11 protein-coding genes and 6 pseudogenes are annotated in these 20373 nt (G+C 57.7%); 11 read left to right on the forward strand and 6 right to left on the reverse strand.

Features of this window, described 5'->3' with window-relative positions; genetic code table 11:
- From GM30_RS03340 to GM30_RS03365, 6 genes and pseudogenes are all read left to right on the forward strand, one after another.
- Positions 1-911 (forward strand): annotated as a pseudogene (locus GM30_RS03340) (ATP-dependent helicase C-terminal domain-containing protein); the annotation flags it as partial.
- Positions 912-986: 75 nt separating this feature from the next.
- A pseudogene (gene mrcB, locus GM30_RS03345) lies at positions 987-3407 on the forward strand (bifunctional glycosyl transferase/transpeptidase).
- Positions 3408-3629: 222 nt separating this feature from the next.
- Entirely contained in the window at positions 3630-5816 is a 2187-nt protein-coding gene (fhuA, locus tag GM30_RS03350; protein WP_049847489.1) for a ferrichrome porin FhuA, read from the forward strand.
- 48 nt (positions 5817-5864) lie between these two features.
- Positions 5865-6575 (forward strand): ATP-binding cassette domain-containing protein, encoded by a 711-nt coding sequence (locus tag GM30_RS03355; protein WP_049847490.1) that lies wholly within the window; start codon positions 5865-5867, stop codon positions 6573-6575.
- On the forward strand, positions 6575-7465 hold the full coding sequence (gene fhuD / locus GM30_RS03360) for a Fe(3+)-hydroxamate ABC transporter substrate-binding protein FhuD (RefSeq protein WP_049847491.1): 891 nt from the start codon (positions 6575-6577) through the stop codon (positions 7463-7465). The genes GM30_RS03355 and fhuD overlap by 1 nt, the downstream gene beginning before the upstream one ends.
- Positions 7462-9037: pseudogene (locus GM30_RS03365) on the forward strand (iron ABC transporter permease); the annotation flags it as partial. The gene fhuD and the pseudogene GM30_RS03365, both read left to right, overlap by 4 nt.
- Positions 9038-9139: 102 nt before the next feature.
- On the opposite strand, the pseudogene hemL reads toward GM30_RS03365, so the two are convergent.
- Positions 9140-10415 (reverse strand): annotated as a pseudogene (hemL, locus tag GM30_RS03370) (glutamate-1-semialdehyde 2,1-aminomutase).
- Between the two features lie 149 nt (positions 10416-10564).
- Here hemL and clcA point away from each other — a divergent pair.
- Positions 10565-11984: pseudogene (clcA, locus tag GM30_RS03375) on the forward strand (H(+)/Cl(-) exchange transporter ClcA).
- A gap of 81 nt (positions 11985-12065) precedes the next feature.
- A complete protein-coding gene (gene erpA / locus GM30_RS03380) occupies positions 12066-12413 on the forward strand; it encodes an iron-sulfur cluster insertion protein ErpA (RefSeq protein ID WP_049847492.1) in 348 nt (115 codons plus the stop codon).
- 38 nt (positions 12414-12451) lie between these two features.
- Here erpA and GM30_RS03385 read toward each other — a convergent pair whose 3' ends face one another.
- From GM30_RS03385 to mtnN, 3 genes are read right to left on the reverse strand one after another with little or no spacing between them, the layout of a single operon-like run.
- On the reverse strand, positions 12452-13075 hold the full coding sequence (locus tag GM30_RS03385; RefSeq protein ID WP_049847493.1) for a TRIC cation channel family protein: 624 nt from the start codon (positions 13073-13075) through the stop codon (positions 12452-12454).
- Positions 13076-13077: 2 nt separating this feature from the next.
- Positions 13078-13890, reverse strand: a complete 813-nt coding sequence (gene btuF, locus GM30_RS03390; RefSeq protein ID WP_049847494.1) for a vitamin B12 ABC transporter substrate-binding protein BtuF — start codon at positions 13888-13890, stop codon at positions 13078-13080.
- Positions 13883-14581, reverse strand: coding sequence for a 5'-methylthioadenosine/S-adenosylhomocysteine nucleosidase (gene mtnN / locus GM30_RS03395; RefSeq protein ID WP_049847495.1), 699 nt, complete (start codon positions 14579-14581; stop codon positions 13883-13885). The genes btuF and mtnN overlap by 8 nt, the downstream gene beginning before the upstream one ends.
- Before the next feature lie 82 nt (positions 14582-14663).
- On the opposite strand from mtnN, the gene dgt reads away from it, so the two are divergent.
- From dgt to GM30_RS03410, 3 genes and pseudogenes are all read left to right on the forward strand, one after another.
- On the forward strand, positions 14664-16178 hold the full coding sequence (gene dgt, locus GM30_RS03400; RefSeq protein ID WP_049847496.1) for a dGTPase: 1515 nt from the start codon (positions 14664-14666) through the stop codon (positions 16176-16178).
- 142 nt (positions 16179-16320) lie between these two features.
- Positions 16321-17763 carry a serine endoprotease DegP gene (degP, locus tag GM30_RS03405; protein WP_049847497.1) on the forward strand — a complete coding sequence of 481 codons (1443 nt, stop codon included), beginning with the start codon at positions 16321-16323 and terminating at the stop codon, positions 17761-17763.
- A gap of 153 nt (positions 17764-17916) precedes the next feature.
- Positions 17917-18974: pseudogene (locus GM30_RS03410) on the forward strand (sugar diacid recognition domain-containing protein).
- Between the two features lie 45 nt (positions 18975-19019).
- Here the strand turns inward: GM30_RS03410 and GM30_RS03415 are convergent.
- Together GM30_RS03415 and dapD are read right to left on the reverse strand one after the other, a co-directional pair.
- The gene (locus GM30_RS03415) at positions 19020-19409 is read right to left on the reverse strand and encodes a DUF3461 family protein (protein WP_038155550.1); all 390 of its coding nucleotides are present in this window, start codon (positions 19407-19409) and stop codon (positions 19020-19022) included.
- A 107-nt stretch (positions 19410-19516) separates the two neighbouring features.
- Positions 19517-20341 carry a 2,3,4,5-tetrahydropyridine-2,6-dicarboxylate N-succinyltransferase gene (gene dapD, locus GM30_RS03420; protein ID WP_038155548.1) on the reverse strand — a complete coding sequence of 275 codons (825 nt, stop codon included), beginning with the start codon at positions 20339-20341 and terminating at the stop codon, positions 19517-19519.
- Positions 20342-20373: the final 32 nt, after the last annotated feature.

Genomic DNA, 20373 nt, shown 5'->3' on the forward strand with positions numbered 1-20373 from the left:
CCGCTGCTGGCGCGGGCGTTTGCCGACCGCATCGCCCGCCGACGCGGACAGGAAGGGCGCTACCAACTGGCGAACGGCATGGGCGCAATGCTGGACGCCGATGACGCGCTGGGCCGCCACGAGTGGCTGATTGCGCCGCTGCTGTTGCAGGGCAGCCACTCGCCGGACGCACGCATTCTGCAGGCGCTGCCGCTGGATATCGACACGTTAACCGCCCGCTGCCCGTGGCTGGTGGNNTTGGCGAGCTGGTGGTTAACGTTCAGCCGCTGGCAAAGCCGTCTGAAGAGGAACTGCATCAGGCGATGCTGAACGGTATTCGCGATAAAGGCCTGAATGTCCTGAACTGGACGCCGGAAGCGGAACAGCTACGCTTGCGTCTGCACTGTGCGGCAAAATGGCTGCCGGAACAGCCGTGGCCCGCGGTCGATGATGCGTCGTTACTGGCATCGCTGGAAAGCTGGCTGCTGCCGCAGATGCAGGGCGTGCACTCGCTGCGGGCGCTGAAAACGCTCAATCTTCACAACGCGTTACAAAACCTGTTGCCGTGGTCATTACGTCAACAACTGGATAGTGAGCTGCCAGCGCATTACACTGTGCCGACCGGAAGCCGGATTGCCATCCGCTATCACGACGAAAATCCCCCGGTGCTGGCGGTGCGGATGCAGGAGATGTTCGGCGAAGCGACAACGCCGACGATTGCTCAGGGGCGCGTCGCGCTGGTGCTTGAGCTGCTGTCGCCTGCTCAGCGGCCTTTGCAGATCACGCGCGATCTCAGCGCGTTCTGGCAGGGCGCATACCGTGATGTGCAGAAAGAGATGAAAGGGCGCTATCCGAAGCACGTATGGCCGGACGACCCTGCAAATGCGGCGCCAACCCGGCGAACGAAGAAATATTCATCGCCTGAAAATTGAGAGATTTCTTCTTTTACCCTCTGGTGAAAGACAAGAGAATCAGGCCATTACGCCTGAAAAATGCGGAGAGAAAGCATGGCGGGGAATGACCGCGAGCCGATAGGACGAAAGGGGAGACCCGCGCGTCCGGCAAAACAAAAGATAAGTCGTCGTCGACTCCGGGAAGAGGAGTATGACGACGAGTACGATGACTACGACGATGAGGATGAAGAGCCGATGCCGCGTAAGGGGAAAGGCAGAGGGCGTAAGCCTCGTGGTAAACGCGGCTGGTTCTGGCTGCTGGTGAAGATTGGTATCGTCCTGGCGGTGCTGATTGCCATTTACGGCGTCTATCTTGATCAAAAAATTCGTAGCCGTATCGACGGTAAAGTCTGGCAGCTGCCGGCGGCGGGGGNGAGCCCGACATGCCGGTCAGTAAAAGCGAGATGGTACGGCTGCTGACGGCCACTCAGTACCGCCAGGTCACCGCAATGACGCGCCCGGGCGAATTTACCGTGCAGGCGAACAGTATTGAGATGATCCGCCGTCCGTTTGATTTCCCGGACAGCAAAGAGGGGCAGGTGCGCGCGCGTCTGACCTTCGATGGCGATCACCTCGATACCATCACCAACATCGACAACAACCGCCAGTTCGGTTTCTTCCGTCTCGATCCGCGGCTCATCACCATGCTCTCATCGCCCAACGGCGAGCAGCGCCTGTTTGTGCCGCGCAACGGTTTCCCGGATCTGTTGGTGGATACGTTACTGGCGACCGAAGACCGCCATTTCTACGAGCATGACGGTATCAGCCTCTACTCTATCGGTCGTGCGGTGCTGGCTAACCTGACAGCGGGGCGGACGGTGCAGGGCGCCAGTACGCTGACGCAACAGCTGGTGAAAAACCTGTTCCTCTCCAGCGAGCGTTCTTACTGGCGTAAGGCGAACGAAGCCTACATGGCGCTGATCATGGACGCGCGTTACAGCAAGGATCGCATTCTTGAGCTGTACATGAACGAAGTGTATCTCGGTCAGAGCGGCGACAACGAAATCCGCGGCTTCCCGCTGGCGAGCCTTTATTACTTCGGTCGTCCGGTGGAAGAGCTGAGTCTCGATCAGCAGGCGCTGCTGGTGGGGATGGTAAAAGGCGCGTCGATCTACAACCCGTGGCGTAATCCTAAACTGGCGCTGGAGCGTCGTAACCTGGTGCTGCGTCTGCTGCAACAGCAGAACGTGATCGACCAGGAACTGTACGACATGCTGAGCGCTCGTCCGCTGGGCGTACAACCGCGCGGCGGCGTGATTTCACCGCAGCCTGCGTTTATGCAGATGGTGCGTCAGGAGCTGCAGGCGAAGCTGGGCGACAAGGTGAAAGATCTCTCCGGCGTGAAGATTTTCACCACCTTTGACCCGGTCGCGCAGGATGCGGCTGAAAAAGCGGCCACCGACGGGATCCCTGAGCTGAAGAAACAGCGCAAGCTGAGCGATCTGGAAACCGCGATGGTGGTGGTTGACCGCTTTAGCGGCGAAGTCCGGGCGATGGTCGGCGGCGCGGAACCGCAGTTTGCGGGCTACAACCGTGCCATGCAGGCGCGCCGTTCGATTGGTTCTCTGGCGAAACCTGCGACCTACCTGACTGCGCTGAGCCAGCCGAATCTCTATCGTCTGAACACCTGGATTGCCGATGCGCCGATCGCTATTCGTCTGTCGAACGGCCAGACCTGGTCGCCGCAGAACGATGATCACCGCTACAGCGGTCAGGTGATGCTGGTGGATGCGCTGACCCGTTCAATGAACGTGCCGACGGTGAATCTCGGGATGGCGCTGGGCCTGCCGGCGGTAACGGACACCTGGCAGAAACTGGGTGCGCCGAAAGATCAGCTTAACGCGGTGCCGGCCATGCTGCTGGGGGCGCTGAACCTGACGCCGGTGGAAGTGGCGCAGGCGTTCCAGACGATTGCCAGCGGCGGGAACCGCGCCAGCCTNNGTGCTGTATCAGAGCTATCCGCAGGCAGAGCGTGCGGTTCCGGCGCAGGCGGCGTACATGACGCTGTGGACCATGCAGCAGGTGGTGCAACGTGGTACGGGTCGCCAGCTGGGCGCGAAGTATCCGGGTCTGCATCTGGCAGGGAAAACCGGGACCACCAACAACAACGTTGATACCTGGTTTGCCGGTATCGACGGACGTGAAGTGGTGATCACCTGGGTGGGCCGCGACAACAACCAGCCGACGAAGCTGTACGGTGCCAGTGGTGCGATGTCGATTTACCAGCGCTATCTGGCGAATCAGTCGCCGATCCCGCTGAATCTGACGCCGCCGGAAGATATCGTCGATATGGGCGTGGATGACAACGGCTACTTTGTCTGCGGCGGTGGCGGCATGCGAACGCTGCCGGTCTGGACGACGAACCCGGACGCGCTGTGCCAGCAGAGTCAGGCGCAGCAGGAACAGCAGCCGGGCAATCCGTTTAACCAGTCGCAGCAGCAGCCTCAACAGCAGCCGCAACNTGGCGGTAACTAACGCCAGCACACACGCCCTCTCTCCACCGGGGAGGGGGCATTTCATGCTCCCCGAATTAACCTTCCGCTAACTCCCTAACAACGCTCCGGTTATTTTTTATACCCTTAAAACCCTCAGGGTCGCATTCCGCTTGCTATGCCAGCGTCGTTTCGCCTATTATGCAGCCGTCATAATAATAATTCTCGTTTACGTTATCATTCACTATTTCATCAGAGAAACGAAATGGCGCGTCCAAAAACTGCTCAGCCAAAGCCTGCCACGCTGCGTAAAATCGCAGTGGTAGTAGCCACAGCGGTTAGCGGCATGTCTGTATACGCACAGGCGGCTGAANAAACCATCACCGTTACCGCCGCACCTGCCGCCCAGGAAAGCGCCTGGGGCCCGGCCCCGACCATTGCAGCGAAACGCACCGCGACGGCAACCAAAACCGATACCCCAATTGAAAAAACGCCGCAGTCTGTTTCCGTGGTGACACGTGAAGAAATGGACATGAAACAGCCGGGAACGGTGAAAGAAGCGCTGGGCTACACGCCGGGTGTGTTCTCCACTCGCGGCAGTTCTTCTACCTATGATGTGGTTTCCATTCGTGGCTTCACTACGTCTACGACGGTGAACACCAACCAGTATCTCGATGGCATGAAACTTCAGGGCGATAACTACTCTGAAGTGTCGATGGACCCTTATTTCCTTGAGCGCGTGGAGTTGATGCGCGGCCCGGTATCGGTGCTGTACGGCAAAAGCAATCCGGGCGGTATCGTCTCGATGGTCAGCAAGCGTCCAACCACCGAACCGCTGCGTGAAATCCAGTTCAAAATGGGCACCGACAATCTGTGGCAGACGGGCTTCGACTTCAGCGATGCCATTGATGACGCAGGCGTGTGGTCTTATCGCCTGACCGGTCTTGGCCGCAGCCAGGACGCGCAGCAGGATGCGGTGAAATCTTCCCGCTACGCCATCGCGCCTTCCTTCAGCTGGCGCCCGGACGCGAAAACCGACTTTACCTTCCTGAGCAATTTCCAGAGCGATCCGGATGCAGGTTATTACGGCTGGTTGCCGCGTCAGGGCACTGTCGTGCCTTACTACGACGCTAACGGTAAAGCACATAAGCTGCCGACCGATTTCAACGAAGGCGAAAAAAATAACACGATGACTCGCCGCCAGCAGATGGTGGGTTACAGCTTCGCGCACGAGTTTAATGATACGTTTACCGTACGTCAGAACCTCCGTTACGCGCAGGTCCACACGCTGTACCGTTCTGTCTACGGCAACAGCTATGTCGCTCCGGCACAGATCGGTCGCGCATATGTGCGTTCTGATGAAGCCCTGAACAGCTTCACCGTGGATAACCAACTGCAGTCTACATTTGCCACCGGCACTGTGGATCATACGCTGCTGACCGGGGTCGATTACCTGCGCATGCGTAACGACATCGACGCTGACTACGGTTCGGCTAATCCCATTAGCATGCAGGATCCGCAATACGGTAACCCGAACGTTAACGTGAACTTCCCGTATGCAGTGGTGAACCGTCAGGAACAGACCGGCCTGTACGCACAGGATCAGGCTGAATGGAACAAATGGGTGCTGACGCTCGGCGGTCGCTATGACTTCGCGAAAACGTCGACGCTCACGCGTTCTACTAACACCACGGCGGAAGTTAACGATCAGCAGTTTACCTGGCGCGGTGGTCTGAATTACCTGTTTGATAACGGAATTTCTCCGTACATCAGCTACAGCGAATCATTTGAACCGGTCTCTGGGGCGACCAAAGAAGGCAAACCGTTCGATCCGTCACGCGGCAAGCAGTACGAAGCGGGCGTGAAATACGTCCCGAAAGATATGCCAGTGGTAGTTACGGCGGCGGTTTATCAACTGACGAAAAATCACAACCTGACGCCGGATCCTGAAAATACGCTTTTCAGCGTCCAGTCGGGTGAAATCCGTTCCCGTGGTTTTGAACTGGAAGCGAAAGCGGCACTGACGGCAAACATCGACGTCACTGCGGGCTACACGTTCACCGATGCGGAATATACACACGATACCGTTTATGGCGGCAAGCGCCCGGCGGAAATCCCGCGTAACATGGCGTCGCTGTGGGCGGATTACACCTTCCATGAAACCGCGCTGAGCGGTCTGACGGTCGGGGCAGGTGCGCGCTATATCGGCTCAACTTCCAGCTTCTACACCACGGGCGCTAACAACAACGAAGCGTTCAACGTCGCGGGCTACACGCTGGCTGATGCCACCATTAAGTACGATCTGGCGCGTTTTGGTCTGCCGGGCTCGTCGATAGGAGTGAATGTGACCAACCTGTTCGACCGCGAATACGTGTCCAGTTGCTATCGTGATTACGCATGCTACTGGGGCGCAGAGCGTCAGGTGGTTGCCACCGCAACGTTCCGTTTCTAAATCCTTTTCAGGCGCGGCGTGCCGCGCCTTTTTCACACGTTGGTCGCTATGCAGGAAAAAACTTCTCTTTCCGAAACTACCTTTTCGCTTAGCAACGTCTCTTTCCGCGTACCGGGCCGTACGCTGCTGCATCCCCTTTCTCTGACCTTCCCTGTGGGCAAAGTGACCGGGCTTATCGGTCATAACGGCTCAGGGAAATCGACACTGCTGAAAATGCTCGGTCGGCATCAACCGCCGTCGGAAGGGGAGATCCTGCTCGACGGACAGCCGCTGGAGAGCTGGAACAGCAAGTCATTCGCCCGTAAGGTCGCTTATCTGCCGCAGCAGTTGCCGCAGGCGGAAGGGATGACGGTGCGCGAACTGGTGGCGATTGGTCGTTATCCGTGGCACGGCGCGTTAGGGCGCTTTGGCGTGGCGGACAGAGAAAAAGTGGAAGAGGCGATTAGCCTGGTCGGCTTAAAGCCGCTGGCGCACCGCCTCGTGGACAGCCTCTCCGGCGGCGAACGTCAGCGGGCGGGGATCNCGCTGGTGCATCGCTTAAGCCAGCAGCGCGGCCTGACGGTGATCGCCGTGCTGCATGACATCAACATGGCGGCGCGATACTGCGATTTTCTGGTGGCACTGCGCGGCGGTGAAATGATTGCACAGGGGACGCCGGAAACGCTGATGTGCGGTGAAACGCTGGAGCAAATTTACGGTATTCCAATGGGCATCCTGCCGCACCCGGCGGGGGCAGCGCCGGTGAGTTTTGTCTATTGATGAACCGTTCACTATGCATTAGCCGCCGACGCTTGCTGACAGCCATGGCGCTGTCACCGCTGCTGTTGAAGATGAATAGCGCCCGTGCGGCATCCGTTGATCCGCACCGCATCGTGGCGCTTGAATGGCTGCCAGTTGAGCTGTTGCTGGCGCTTGGCGTCACGCCGTACGGTATCGCCGATATTCCCAACTATAAGCTGTGGGTGAACGAGCCCGCGTTACCTGATTCGGTGATTGACGTTGGATTACGCACCGAGCCCAATCTTGAACTGCTGACCGAAATGAAACCCTCGTACATGGTCTGGTCAGCAGGCTACGGCCCGTCGCCGGAGAAGCTGGCGAAAATCGCCCCCGGTCGCGGCTTTAACTTCAGCGACGGTAAAAATCCGCTGGGAATGGCGCGTAAATCACTGGTGGAAATGTCGCAGTTGCTGGGGCTGGAAACCAGGGCTCGCCAGCACCTTGATTACTTCGACCAGTTTGTCGCACAGTACAAACCGCGCTTCGCACAGCGTGGCCAGCGCCCGTTGCTGATGCTGACGCTGCTGGACGCCCGCCACGTGCTCGCCTTTGGCCCGAACTGCCTGTTCCAGCCGATCCTTGACGCGTACGGTATCGTGAACGCCTGGCAGGGCAACCCCAATTTCTGGGGAAGTGAAGTGGTGGGGATCGACCGGCTCGGCGGCTTTAAGGATGTGGACGTGCTGTGCTTTGACCACGGCAACGACCTTGAAATGCAAAAACTGATGGCGACGCCGCTGTGGCAGGCGATGCCGTTTGTCCGTCAGCAGCGCTTCCAGCGCGTTCCGGCGGTGTGGTTTTACGGCGCTACGCTGTCAGCGATGAATTTTGTCCGCGTACTGGATAACGCGCTGGGAGGGAAAGCATGAGATCGCGAATCGCACCTTTCCCGGCCACGCTGTTACTCGTTTTATTTATTGCCGCGTCGGCGCTGAGCTGGGTGAATTTCAACGTCGCGCTGCCACGGGCGCAGTGGGGCGAGGCGTTCTGGCAGCCGGACATCGACAACATCGCGCAGATGCTGTTCCACTACAGCCTGTTGCCGCGCGTAGCGGTGTCGCTACTGGTGGGCGCCGGGCTGGGCCTGGTGGGCGTGCTGTTCCAGCAGGTGCTGCGTAACCCGCTGGCGGAACCGACGACACTTGGCGTCGCGACGGGCGCGCAACTGGGGATCACCGTGACCACGCTGTGGGCATTACCGGGGGCGCTGACGGCGCAGTTCGCGGCGCTGGCCGGGGCATGTGTCGTTGGCGCGTTGGTGTTTGGCGTCTCCTGGGGCAAACGCCTGTCGCCGGTGACGCTGATTCTCGCCGGTCTGGTGGTCAGCATGTACTGCGGCGCGATGAATCAACTGCTGGCGATTTTCCATCATGATCAACTGCAAAGCGTGTTCCTGTGGGGCACCGGGACGCTGACGCAAACCGACTGGGGCGTGGTGCAACAGCTGTGGCCGCAACTGCTCGGCGGCGTGATGCTGACGTTGCTGCTGCTGCGCCCGCTGACCCTGATGGGGCTGGACGATGGTGTGGCGCGTAATCTTGGCCTCGCGCTGTCGCTGGCGCGTCTGGCGGCACTGGTGCTGGCAATTGTCATCAGCGCCTTGCTGGTGAACGCGGTGGGGATCATCGGTTTTATCGGCCTGTTTGCGCCGCTGCTGGCGAAAATGCTTGGTGCACGGCGGTTGCTGTCCCGCCTGATGCTGGCACCGCTGATTGGCGCGCTGATCCTCTGGCTCTCCGATCAAATCATTCTCTGGCTTTCCCGCGTGTGGATGGAAGTCTCAACCGGTTCTGTGACCGCGCTGATTGGCGCGCCGCTGCTGCTGTGGTTGCTGCCGCGTCTGCGCAGTATCAGCGCGCCAGCGATGGATGCCGGCGATCGCCGTCAGCGTGTGCTGGCCTGGTCTCTGACGGGGCTGGCTGTACTGCTGCTGGTGATGCTGGTCTCACTCTCTTTTGGCCGCGATTCTCAGGGCTGGCAGTGGGCGGGCAGCGAGCTACTGAATCAACTGATGGAATGGCGCGCACCGCGTATTCTGGCGGCGCTGATCGCCGGGATGATGCTGGCGGTGGCGGGCTGCATTATTCAGCGCCTGACCGGTAACCCGATGGCCAGCCCTGAAGTGCTGGGGATCTCCTCCGGCGCAGCGTTTGGCGTGGTGTTGATGCTGTTCTTTGTGCCGGGCGATGCGTTCGGCTGGCTGATGCCTGCCGGGAGTCTCGGCGCGGCGGCGACGTTACTGGTTATCCTGATCGCCGCCGGTGTTGATGATGTTACAGGCCAGCGGCGATCCACGGATGGCGCAGATCCTGACGTGGATTTCCGGTTCGACCTACAACGCGACGTATCCGCAGGTGGTTCGCACCGGGCTGATGATGGTTGTGCTGCTGGCGCTGGTGCCGTTTTGCCGTCGCTGGCTGACCATCTTACCGTTGGGCGGGGGNNCTGTCGACGTTTATCGGCGCGCCGTACTTTATCTATCTGCTGAGGAAGCAGAGCCGGTAAAAAATGCCGGGTGGCTGTGCGCTACCCGGCAGTTAACCTTACAGCTGTGCAAACACCCGGCGCGCCGCGTCGATGGTGTTATCGATATCTTCTTCGCTGTGCGCCACAGACATAAAGCCCGCTTCAAANNGGCGCCAGGTAAACGCCTTCGTCGAGCATCAGGTGGAAGAAGCGTTTAAAACGTTCCACGTCGCATTTCACCACATCCTGATAGCAGGTCACGGTGTTGGCGTCGGTAAAGAAAATGCCGAACATGCCGCCAACGTGGTTTACGACCAGCGGGATCCCCGCTTCTTTCGCCGCTTCCCGCAGGCCGTCCGCCAGTTGGGTGGTCAGCGCCGTGAGCGTGGAGTGGATGCCCGGCTGAGAGACCTCCGTCAGGCAGGCATAGCCCGCCGCCATCGCAATCGGGTTACCGGACAACGTGCCCGCCTGATACACCGGGCCGGTTGGTGCCAGCGCGTCCATTACGTCACGGCGTCCGCCAAATGCGCCGACAGGCATGCCGCCGCCGATGATTTTGCCGAGGCAGGTCAGATCCGGCACCACATCGTAATACGACTGCGCACCCGCGAGCGCCACGCGGAAACCGGTCATTACTTCGTCGATGATCAGCAGCGCGCCGAACTCGTCGCACAGCGCGCGCAGACCCGGCAGGAAATCCGGCTGCGGCGGAATACAGTTCATGTTGCCCGCGACCGGTTCTACGATGATGCAGGCGATATCCTGCGGATACTGTTCGAACGCCGCACGTACGGACGCGAGATCGTTATACGTGCAGGTCAGGGTATGTTTTGCAAAATCTGCTGGTACGCCCGGGGAATTCGGCTGGCCGAGGGTCAGCGCACCGGAACCGGCTTTTACCAGCAGGCAGTCGGCATGGCCGTGATAGCAGCCTTCAAATTTGATGATTTTATCGCGGCCGGTAAAACCCCGCGCCAGGCGGATGGCGCTCATGGTCGCCTCGGTGCCGGAGTTCACCATGCGCACCATGTCCATCGTCGGCACCAGTTCGGTGACCAGCGCGGCCATTTTCACTTCCATTTCCGTCGGTGCACCGAAGCTCAGACCGCGTTCGGCCGCTTCAATCACCACATTGCGGATCGCCGGGTGGTTGTGTCCGAGCACCATCGGCCCCCAGGAACCGACGTAATCGACATACGCTTTGCCGTCCACGTCGTACAGGTAAGCGCCATCGGCACGTTCAATAAACAGCGGAGTCCCGCCCACGCCGGTAAAGGCGCGCACCGGCGAATTCACGCCGCCGGGGATGAGTTCGCGCGCTGCGCTGTAGAGGTTTTCTGATTTGCTCATAGCCTGTTCCTGGTTCGTAGAAAGCGAAATGAGGACTATTCTAAGGTATTCCGCAAAGGTTATGAAAGTTTTGCCCAAATCAAAACAGGAAGTGATGTAGGATAAGTACAATACGTCCGCATTTTGTATGACTTATTAACGCCGAACGCATGAAACCTGAATCTCCCTCTTTTGAATCACAGCAATTGCTTCGTTTACGCCGCCGCCACGTGGTGCGTCGTCTGCTCAACCGTGACAAAACGCCGCTGGCGATTTTGCTGATGGCCGCCGTGGTTGGCTCTATCACCGGACTGGTGGGCGTCGCCTTTGAAAAAGCCGTTACGTGGGTACAGAACGGGCGACTCGGGACTCTGGCGCAGGTGGCGGATCACGGCTTTCTCGTCTGGCCGCTGGCCTTTGTTCTCTCGGCGCTACTGGCGATGGTGGGGTATTTTCTGGTGCGCCGTTTTGCGCCGGAAGCGGGTGGGTCGGGGATCCCGGAAATTGAAGGCGCGCTGGAAGAGCTGCGTCCGGTGCGCTGGTGGCGGGTACTACCGGTGAAATTTATCGGCGGGATGGGCACGCTCGGCGCAGGAATGGTGCTCGGCCGCGAAGGACCAACGGTGCAGATTGGCGGCAATATCGGCCGCATGGTGCTGGATCTGTTTCGCATGCGCAGCCCGGAAGCGCGCCATACGCTGCTGGCGACCGGGGCTGCGGCGGGGTTATCGGCGGCGTTTAACGCGCCGCTGGCGGGGATCCTGTTTATCATCGAAGAAATGCGCCCGCAGTTTCGCTATAACCTCATCTCCATTAAAGCGGTATTTACGGGCGTGATCATGTCGAGCATCGTGTTCCGTATTTTCAATGGCGAAGTGGCGATTATCGATGTGGGGCATCTGTCGAACGCGCCGGTGAACACGCTGTGGTTGTATCTGGTTTTGGGGATGATTTTTGGCGGCGTTGGCCCGCTCTTCAACGCGCTGGTGCTGCGGACGCAGGATATGTTTCAACGCCTGCACGGCGGGGAAATCAAAAAATGGGTGCTGATCGGCGGGGTGATTGGCGGGGCGTGCGGTGTGCTGGGGTTGATTCAACCGGCGGCGGCAGGCGGGGGTTTTTACCTGATCCCCATCGCGGCGGCGGGCAATTNACACCATCGGTGTGCTGCTGTTTATCTTCATCGCCCGCGTGTTGACGACGCTGCTCTGCTTCTCTTCCGGCGCACCGGGTGGCATTTTTGCGCCGATGCTGGCGCTGGGAACGCTGCTCGGCACCGCGTTCGGCATGGCGGCGGCGGTCAGTTTTCCGGCGTATCAGCTGGACGCGGGCACCTTCGCGATTGCCGGAATGGGGGCGCTGCTGGCTGCGTCGTTGCGCGCGCCGCTCACCGGGATCGTGCTGGTTCTGGAAATGACCGACAATTATCAGCTCATTTTGCCAATGATTATTACCTGTCTTGGCGCAACACTACTGGCACAATTTTTGGGCGGTAAACCGCTATACTCCACTATCCTCGCGCGTACCCTGGCAAAACAACAGGCAGAACAAGAGCGCAATACACAGCAGGTTGGTGGGGAGAATACTTGAACGAAATACTCGGGTATTAGATAATGGCTCAAAAGCTCAGGTTATAATTTAACCTGACTGCAGTATAACCGGGAGTAAGAAATGAGTGATGACGTAGCAGCGCTGCCGCTGCAGTTTACTGATGCCGCAGCTAACAAGGTAAAAAGCCTGATTGCGGACGAAGACAACCCGAACCTGAAACTGCGCGTGTACATCACTGGCGGTGGTTGCAGCGGGTTCCAGTACGGTTTTACCTTTGACGATCAAATCAACGAAGGCGATATGACCATTGAGAAGCAGGGCGTGGGTCTGGTTGTGGATCCGATGAGCCTGCAGTACCTGGTGGGCGGTTCTGTGGATTACACGGAAGGTCTGGAAGGTTCTCGCTTTATCGTCTCCAACCCGAACGCCACCAGCACCTGCGGGTGTGGTTCCTCGTTCAGCGTCTGATGCGGTTGGCCCGGTGTTTGCCGGGCCGACAAAACCGTTTACCGCCCGTTCTCATCCAGCGCAAACGTCGGCAGTTTCAGATGCCAGCGTATCGCCGCCAGACGAATCACCAGCGTTACTAACATCCCCAGCATCGCCGAATTTTCGAGTGACATCGCAAAGGTGTAATGCGCCGTCGCGTGTACAATACCGCCCGCAATACAGGCGGTGGCGTAGATTTCGGTGCGCAAAATCATCGGAATTTCACGTGCCAGCACATCACGGATGATCCCGCCGCCAACGCCCGTCACCACGCCCATGCAGATGGCGACTAACGGGCCACTGTCGGCAAGAAACGCTTTATTAACGCCAATGCCGACGAACACCGCCAGCCCGACGGCATCCAGCACCGGTAAAATCCATTTGGGCAACCGGCGCGGCTGACGCACCAGCAGGATTGTCAGCATGCTGGTGATCATCGCCACGACCAGATCGGTGGGGTCTTTCACCCAGAATACCGGGCCATTGGCCAGCGCCATATCACGAATGGTGCCGCCGCCGACGGCCGTCACCACGCCGAGCACCAGAACGCCAAACGGATCCATGCGAAGTTTGCCGGCGAGCAGAACGCCGGAGATAGCAAAAACGGCTGTACCTACGATATCCAGCCAATACACGAGCATCGTTATTTTCCTGCCTGATTCACCTGCGCAAGCGCAGAACAGAGTTGTTTTGCGGCGAGGATAATACGCGGGCTCGCGCGTTCAAACCAGTCACTATTCAGGGCAATAACCGGAATTTTGAGCTGGGTATGCCAGTAAGCCTCAATTTTCGGAATTTCACGCGCATTTCCACCGAACACAATGGCCTGCGGATCGCGGGACAGCACCTGCTCGCGGCTGACCTGCGGCCAGGGAACCCGACTTGCGGCAAAAATATTTTCTCCGCCGCAGAGTTCGAGGATCTCATTCTGAATGGAGTTTTTTCCGCTGGTAAACAGGGGATTCGCCCCGAACTGTAAAAAAACACGCGTTTTCGGCGCGCTGGCGTAGCGGGTTTTTAGTTCTTCGTAGTCGTGCTGTAAGGTGCGGACGGCCTGTTTCGCCTTTTCCGGCTGCGGACTCCACGCGGCCAGTTGTTGCAGCGCGTCGATGATATTGCTGACCGAATCGGTTTCAATCCACAACACGTGAATGCCCAACGCGCTCAACTGGTTAATCTGACGTTCGGCATTGCCCTCTTTCCACGCCAGCACAAGGTCCGGTTTCAGCGCCACGATGCGTTCAAGGTTGATACCCTGCCAGCTCGCCACCTGTTCGATGCCAGCGGCTTCGGGGGGATAGTCGGAAAAAGCACTGACCGCGACAGGTGTAATGCCTGCTGCGAAAGCCAGTTCGGTATTGGACGGGGAAAGCGAAATGACCCGCGGCGCGGCGAGCAGCCACGCCGGGGCAAGGAAGAACAGGGCAACGATGGCCCTGACGTATGCGTTAGCCACGCGCCAGCTTCTGCACCAGCGTTTCTACCATCAGGGTAGACTGTTTCGCCGCGACCGCGAGGAATTCGTCAAAGCTGAGGTGCGATTGCTGGTCAGCGACGTCGGAGATCGCGCGAACCACCACAAACGGCACCTTAAAGTTATGGCAGACGTGCGCAATGGCGGTCGCTTCCATCTCTACGGCAATCGCCTGCGGGAAGTTGTGGCGGATTTTCGCCAGGCCGACAGAGCCGTTAATAAACGCATCGCCGCTGACGATAAGCCCGCGTACCGCGTTCAGGTTCAGCTCTCTAATGCAGCTTTCTGCGGCGGCAATCAGTTTTTCATCCGCCTTAAAGCCTGCCGGGCAGCCTGGTAGCTGGCCATATTCGTAACCGAAAGCGGTGACGTCGGCGTCGTGATAGCGCGCTTCATCGGAGACGACGATATCGCCCACTTTCAGCGTTGACGCCAGACCGCCCGCAGAGCCGGTGTTAATAATGACATCGGGTTTGCAGTGCTCGAGTAACAGGGTCGCACCCATCGCCGCGGCGACTTTACCGATCCCGGATTTGAGCAGTGCGATCTCTGTGCCATTCAGCGTACCGGTGTAAATTTCGCTACCGCCGAGCGTAAGCGTTTTGCGGTTCTCGATGTTGTCACGCAGCAGCGTAACTTCTTCTTCCATTGCACCAATAATGCCGATTTTCATAGATTTACTCGCGATAAGTCATAATTAAAGGCATAGTTTATCATGCGCTCAGAAGATGCGCATTTCCGGACCGGGAGCGGGTATGGCTAAGATCGACTTTCGCAACAAAATTAACTGGCGTCGGCGTTATCGTTCACCCCAGGGCGAGAAAACCGAACACGAGATCCTGCGCATTTTCGAAAGCGACCGCGGGCGCATCATCAATTCGCCAGCGATTCGTCGATTGCAGCAAAAAACCCAGGTCTTCCCGCTGGAGCGAAATGCCGCGGTGCGCACGCGCCTGACCCATTCGCTGGAAGTGCAGCAGGTCGGGCGTTATATCGCCAAAGAGGTGCTGACGCGTCTGAAAGAGCAAAAGCTGCTGACCCCCTACGGGCTGGACGAACTGACCGGGCCGTTTGAGAGCATTGTCGAAATGGCCTGCCTGATGCATGACATTGGCAACCCGCCGTTCGGCCACTTTGGCGAAGCGGCGATCAACGACTGGTTCCGCCAGCGGCTGTTTCCGAGCGATGCCGCCAGTCAGCCGATGAGCGACGATCGCTGTCTGGTGCTGGGTTTACGGCTGCGGGAAGGCGAAGAAGCCTTGAACGAACAGCGCCGCAAGGTGCGCCAGGATCTGTGCCAGTTTGAAGGCAACGCGCAGGGCATTCGCCTGGTGCATACGTTGATGCGCATGAACCTGACCTGGGCGCAGGTGGGCTGCATTCTGAAGTACACCCGTCCGGCATGGTGGGTGGGGCCACCGCCGCAAACCCATAGCTATCTGATGAAAAAACCGGGTTATTACCTGTCAGAAGAGCCATACATTGCGCGGCTGCGTAAAGAACTTTCGCTGGCGCCTTACAGTCGTTTTCCGCTGACCTGGATAATGGAAGCTGCTGACGATATTTCTTATTGCGTCGCAGACCTTGAAGATGCGGTAGAAAAACGCATATTTAGTGTGGAGCAGCTTTATCAGCATCTTCATGATGCCTGGGGGCATCATGAAAAAGGATCGCTATTTTCTCAGGTCGTCGAAAATGCCTGGGACAAATCGCGTTCTAATTCCCTGAGCCGCAGTACCGAAGATCAGTTCTTTATGTATTTGCGGGTCAATACGCTGAATAAACTGGTGCCCTACGCCGCCCAGCGCTTTATTGATAATATCGCGCAGATTTTTGACGGCGAATTTAACCATGCGTTACTGGAGGACGACAGCGATTTTAGCCAACTGCTTGATCTCTATAAAAAGGTGGCAATGAAGCATGTGTTCTGCCACCCGGATGTCGAACAGCTGGAATTGCAGGGATACCGCGTCATTAGCGGCCTGCTGGAAATCTACAAGCCGCTGCTGGAATTATCTGAGCATGATTTTAGCGAGCTGGTGGCCAAAGAACGGCTGCGCCATTTGCCGATCGAGTCGCGGCTTTTTCAGAAACTGTCGACCCGCCACCGGCTGGCGTATATCGAAGCGGTAAATAAAATTCCGCGTGATTCGGCGGCGTTTGTGGTCATGGAATATTATTATCGCTGCCGCCTGATCCAGGACTATATCAGCGGCATGACAGATCTCTACGCGTGGGATGAATACCGTCGTCTTATGGCGGTGGAATAAGCGGTGAGTTTTGTAAAGACGACCAATAAATTTTTACTTTTTCCATAAACTTAATCCCGGAACTTCCCGTTATAAAGTGAATCTGATAGTGACGTACACAGCGTTTTAGCCCTATCTGAAATTGGAATTGAGATTGAGAAACATGAAAAAAACCACGTTAGCAATGAGTGCACTGGCTCTGAGTTTAAGCTTAGCGTTATCCCCGCTGTCGGCGACAGCAGCGGAAACGGCCTCAGCGGCAACGACGGCTCAGCAAATGCCGAGTCTGGCGCCGATGCTTGAAAAAGTAATGCCTTCAGTGGTGAGTATTAACGTTGAGGGTAGCACCACCGTTAATACGCCGCGGATGCCGCGCAACTTCCAGCAGTTCTTTGGTGAAGATTCCCCGTTCTGCCAGGACGGCTCCCCCTTCCAGAGCTCTCCGTTCTGCCAGGGTGGCCCCGGCGGCCCGGGTGCCGGTGGCAACGGCGGCGGCCAGCAGCAAAAATTCATGGCGCTGGGTTCCGGTGTGATTATTGATGCCGCGAAAGGCTATGTGGTCACCAATAACCACGTGGTCGACAATGCAACCTCAATTAAAGTCCAGTTGAGCGATGGCCGTAAGTTAGACGCCAAAGTGGTCGGCAAAGATCCGCGCTCCGACATCGCCCTGATCCAGGTTCAGGATCCGAAAAACCTGACGGCGATTAAACTTGCCGACTCCGATGCGCTGCGCGTCGGTGATTACACGGTGGCGATCGGTAACCCGTTTGGTCTCGGCGAAACCGTGACCTCCGGGATTGTGTCCGCGTTGGGCCGTAGTGGCCTGAACGTTGAAAACTACGAAAACTTTATCCAGACGGATGCCGCGATTAACCGCGGAAATTCTGGCGGCGCGCTGGTTAACCTCAACGGCGAGCTGATTGGTATCAACACTGCGATTCTGGCACCGGACGGCGGCAACATCGGTATCGGTTTTGCTATTCCGAGTAACATGGTGAAAAGCCTGACCGAACAGATGGTCAAGTTTGGCCAGGTGAAACGCGGCGAGCTGGGCATTATGGGTACCGAACTGAACTCTGAGCTGGCGAAAGCGATGAAAGTCGACGCGCAGCGCGGAGCGTTTGTCAGCCAGGTGATGCCGAACTCGTCCGCTGCGAAAGCGGGCATTAAAGCGGGCGACGTCATCACCTCGCTGGGCGGCAAACCGATCAGCAGCTTCGCCGCGCTGCGTGCGCAGGTAGGCTCAATGCCGGTCGGCAGCAAAGTCAGCCTGGGTCTGCTGCGTGACGGCAAACCGATGACGGTCTCGCTGGAGCTGCAGCAGAGTAGCCAGACGCAGGTCGAATCCAGCTCTATTTTCAGCGGCATTGAAGGCGCGGAAATGAGCAACAAAGGCCAGGATAAAGGCGTGGTGGTGAATGCAGTGAAAGCTGCGTCGCCGGCCGCGCAGATTGGCCTGAAGAAAGGCGATATCATCGTCGGTGCTAACCAGCAGCCGGTGAAGAACATTGCGGATCTGCGTAAGATCCTCGACAGCAAACCGTCTGTTCTGGCGCTGAACATCCAGCGCGGCGACAGCACGATTTACCTGCTGATGCAGTAATCCTCAAGGCCTCTCCCGTCCGGGAGAGGCCGCTTTCTTTTCAATTTGTGATTATTCCCACATCTCCATAGATCTGACTGCTGGTTTGTGCATCTGCACAATGTGGTAGCGTAGTATCTTCACTAAGCTGATGCTCTGCTGACAGGAGGGGATATGGCTGGCTGGCATCTTGATACCAAAATGGCGCAGGATATCGTGGCGCGAACCATGCGCATTATCGATACCAATATCAACGTGATGGATGCCCGTGGCCGGATCATCGGTAGTGGTGATCGTGAGCGCATTGGGGAATTGCACGAAGGCGCGTTGCTGGTGCTCTCACAGGGCCGGGTCGTGGATATCGATCACGCCGTCGCCCGCCATCTGCACGGTGTCCGTGAAGGGATCAACCTGCCGCTGCGTCTGGAAGGGGAGATCGTCGGTGTTATCGGCCTGACCGGGGNNTGCGTGAAGAACTGGTAATGAACCTGATCCAGGCTGAAGAGAACACCCCGGCATTGACGGAGTGGGCACAGCGTCTCGGTATTGACCTCAACCAGCCGCGCGTCGCCGCGGTAGTGGAAGTCGACAGTGGGCAGCTTGGCGTCGACAGTGCAATGGCAGAACTGCAACAGCTGCAAACGGCGCTGACCACACCCGAGCGCAATAATCTGATTGCGATTGTGTCGCTCACCGAAATGGTGGTGTTGAAACCGGCGCTGAACACCTTTGGCCGCTGGGACGCGGACGATCACCGTCGCCGCGTGGAGCAACTGATTTCCCGCATGAAAGAGAATGGCCAGTTGCGTTTTCGCGTGGCGCTGGGGAATTACTTTACCGGCCCGGGCAGCATTGCGCGCTCCTGGCGCACCGCGCGAACGACGATGATGGTGGGCAAACAGCGCATGCCCGACAGCCGCAGCTATTTTTATCAGGATCTGATGTTACCCGTGCTGCTCGACAGTCTGCGCGGCGGCTGGCAGGCGAATGAGCTTGCCCGCCCGCTGGTGCGCCTGAAAGCGATGGATAACAACGGGCTGCTACGCCGCACCCTGCAGGCGTGGTTTCGCCACAACGTACAACCGCTGGCGACCTCAAAGGCGCTGTTTATCCACCGCAATACGCTGGAATATCGCCTGAACCGCATTTCAGAGCTGACGGGGCTGGATTTGGGTAATTTTGACGACAGGCTACTGCTGTATATTGCTCTGCAGCTGGATGAACAGCGGTGATGAGCGTGCCGGGGGAGGGGACACCGCCACCCGGCAACAAACGACTTATTTGGTACGGGTCAGCTTTTCAAGATCGGCTTCGATTTCGTTGATCTTGTTGGTCACAACGCTTTCCAGGTGACGAAGGTCATCGAGGATCTTGCGCTTCAGATCGACTTCCGTACGATCGCGCAGGCAGATCTGATCAAGTTCATCAATCACATAGCGCAGATTAGGGCTGATTTCCTGCACCTCTTTGTAGCCCTGTCCAACGCCATCCGCCACGACGGTTTTCCGCTGGCGTGGATATTTGAACTTCACGCTTTTCGCGAAAAACTCGCCCTTATCCTTCTGGAAATAGATTTTCAGGATATCGTTGTTGGCTTCCTGCCGGAGGCTGTAACGATCGATTTCATCAGGATTGGTAATACCCAAACTTTTCAGATTGTCGTACATAGCGGTACCCCTAATTTCAATATAACTATTGAATAATTAATGAAAAAATCCGTTTCCGCCAGCGCGACGTGTAAAAAAAGCGGGGCAAGCCCGCTTTTCATCCGATATTAATCGATGGTGCGTAGCAACTCGTTAATACCGACTTTGCCGCGCGTTTTTGCGTCGACTTTTTTGACAATGACCGCGCAGTACAGGCTGTATTTGCCGTCTTTTGACGGCAGGTTGCCGGATACCACCACGGAGCCCGCCGGAACGCGACCGTAATGCACTTCACCGGTTTCACGATCGTAAATTTTGGTGCTCTGACCGATGTAGACGCCCATGGAGATCACCGCGCCTTCTTCGACGATTACGCCTTCGACGATTTCAGAACGCGCACCAATGAAGCAGTTGTCTTCAATGATAGTCGGGTTAGCCTGCAGCGGTTCCAGAACGCCGCCGATGCCTACGCCGCCGGACAGGTGAACGTTTTTACCAATTTGCGCGCAGGAGCCAACGGTTGCCCAGGTATCGACCATGGAGCCTTCGTCAACGTACGCGCCGATGTTCACATAAGACGGCATCAGCACGGTGTTGCGGGCGATGAACGCACCCTGGCGCACGGCCGCTGGCGGCACAACGCGGAAACCTTCTTTCTGGAAGCGCGCCTGATCGTAATCGGCGAATTTCATCGGCACTTTATCGAAGTAGCGGCTTTCCGCACCGTCGATAACCTGATTATCGTTAATACGGAAAGAGAGCAGAACCGCTTTCTTCAGCCACTGATGGGTCACCCATTGACCCTCGATTTTTTCGGCAACGCGCAGGGCGCCGGAATCCAGCAAGGAAATGACCTGGTTTACCGCTTCGCGGGTGACGGTATCCACGTTTGCCGGAGTGATCTCGGCACGGCGTTCAAAAGCGGACTCAATAACGTTCTGTAACTGCTGCATTGTTTCTCTTTCCATTCACTAAAAAAATAACG

Origin of the sequence: Trabulsiella odontotermitis (assembly GCF_001188485.1) — a bacterium.
Classification (GTDB): domain Bacteria; phylum Pseudomonadota; class Gammaproteobacteria; order Enterobacterales; family Enterobacteriaceae; genus Trabulsiella; species Trabulsiella odontotermitis_A.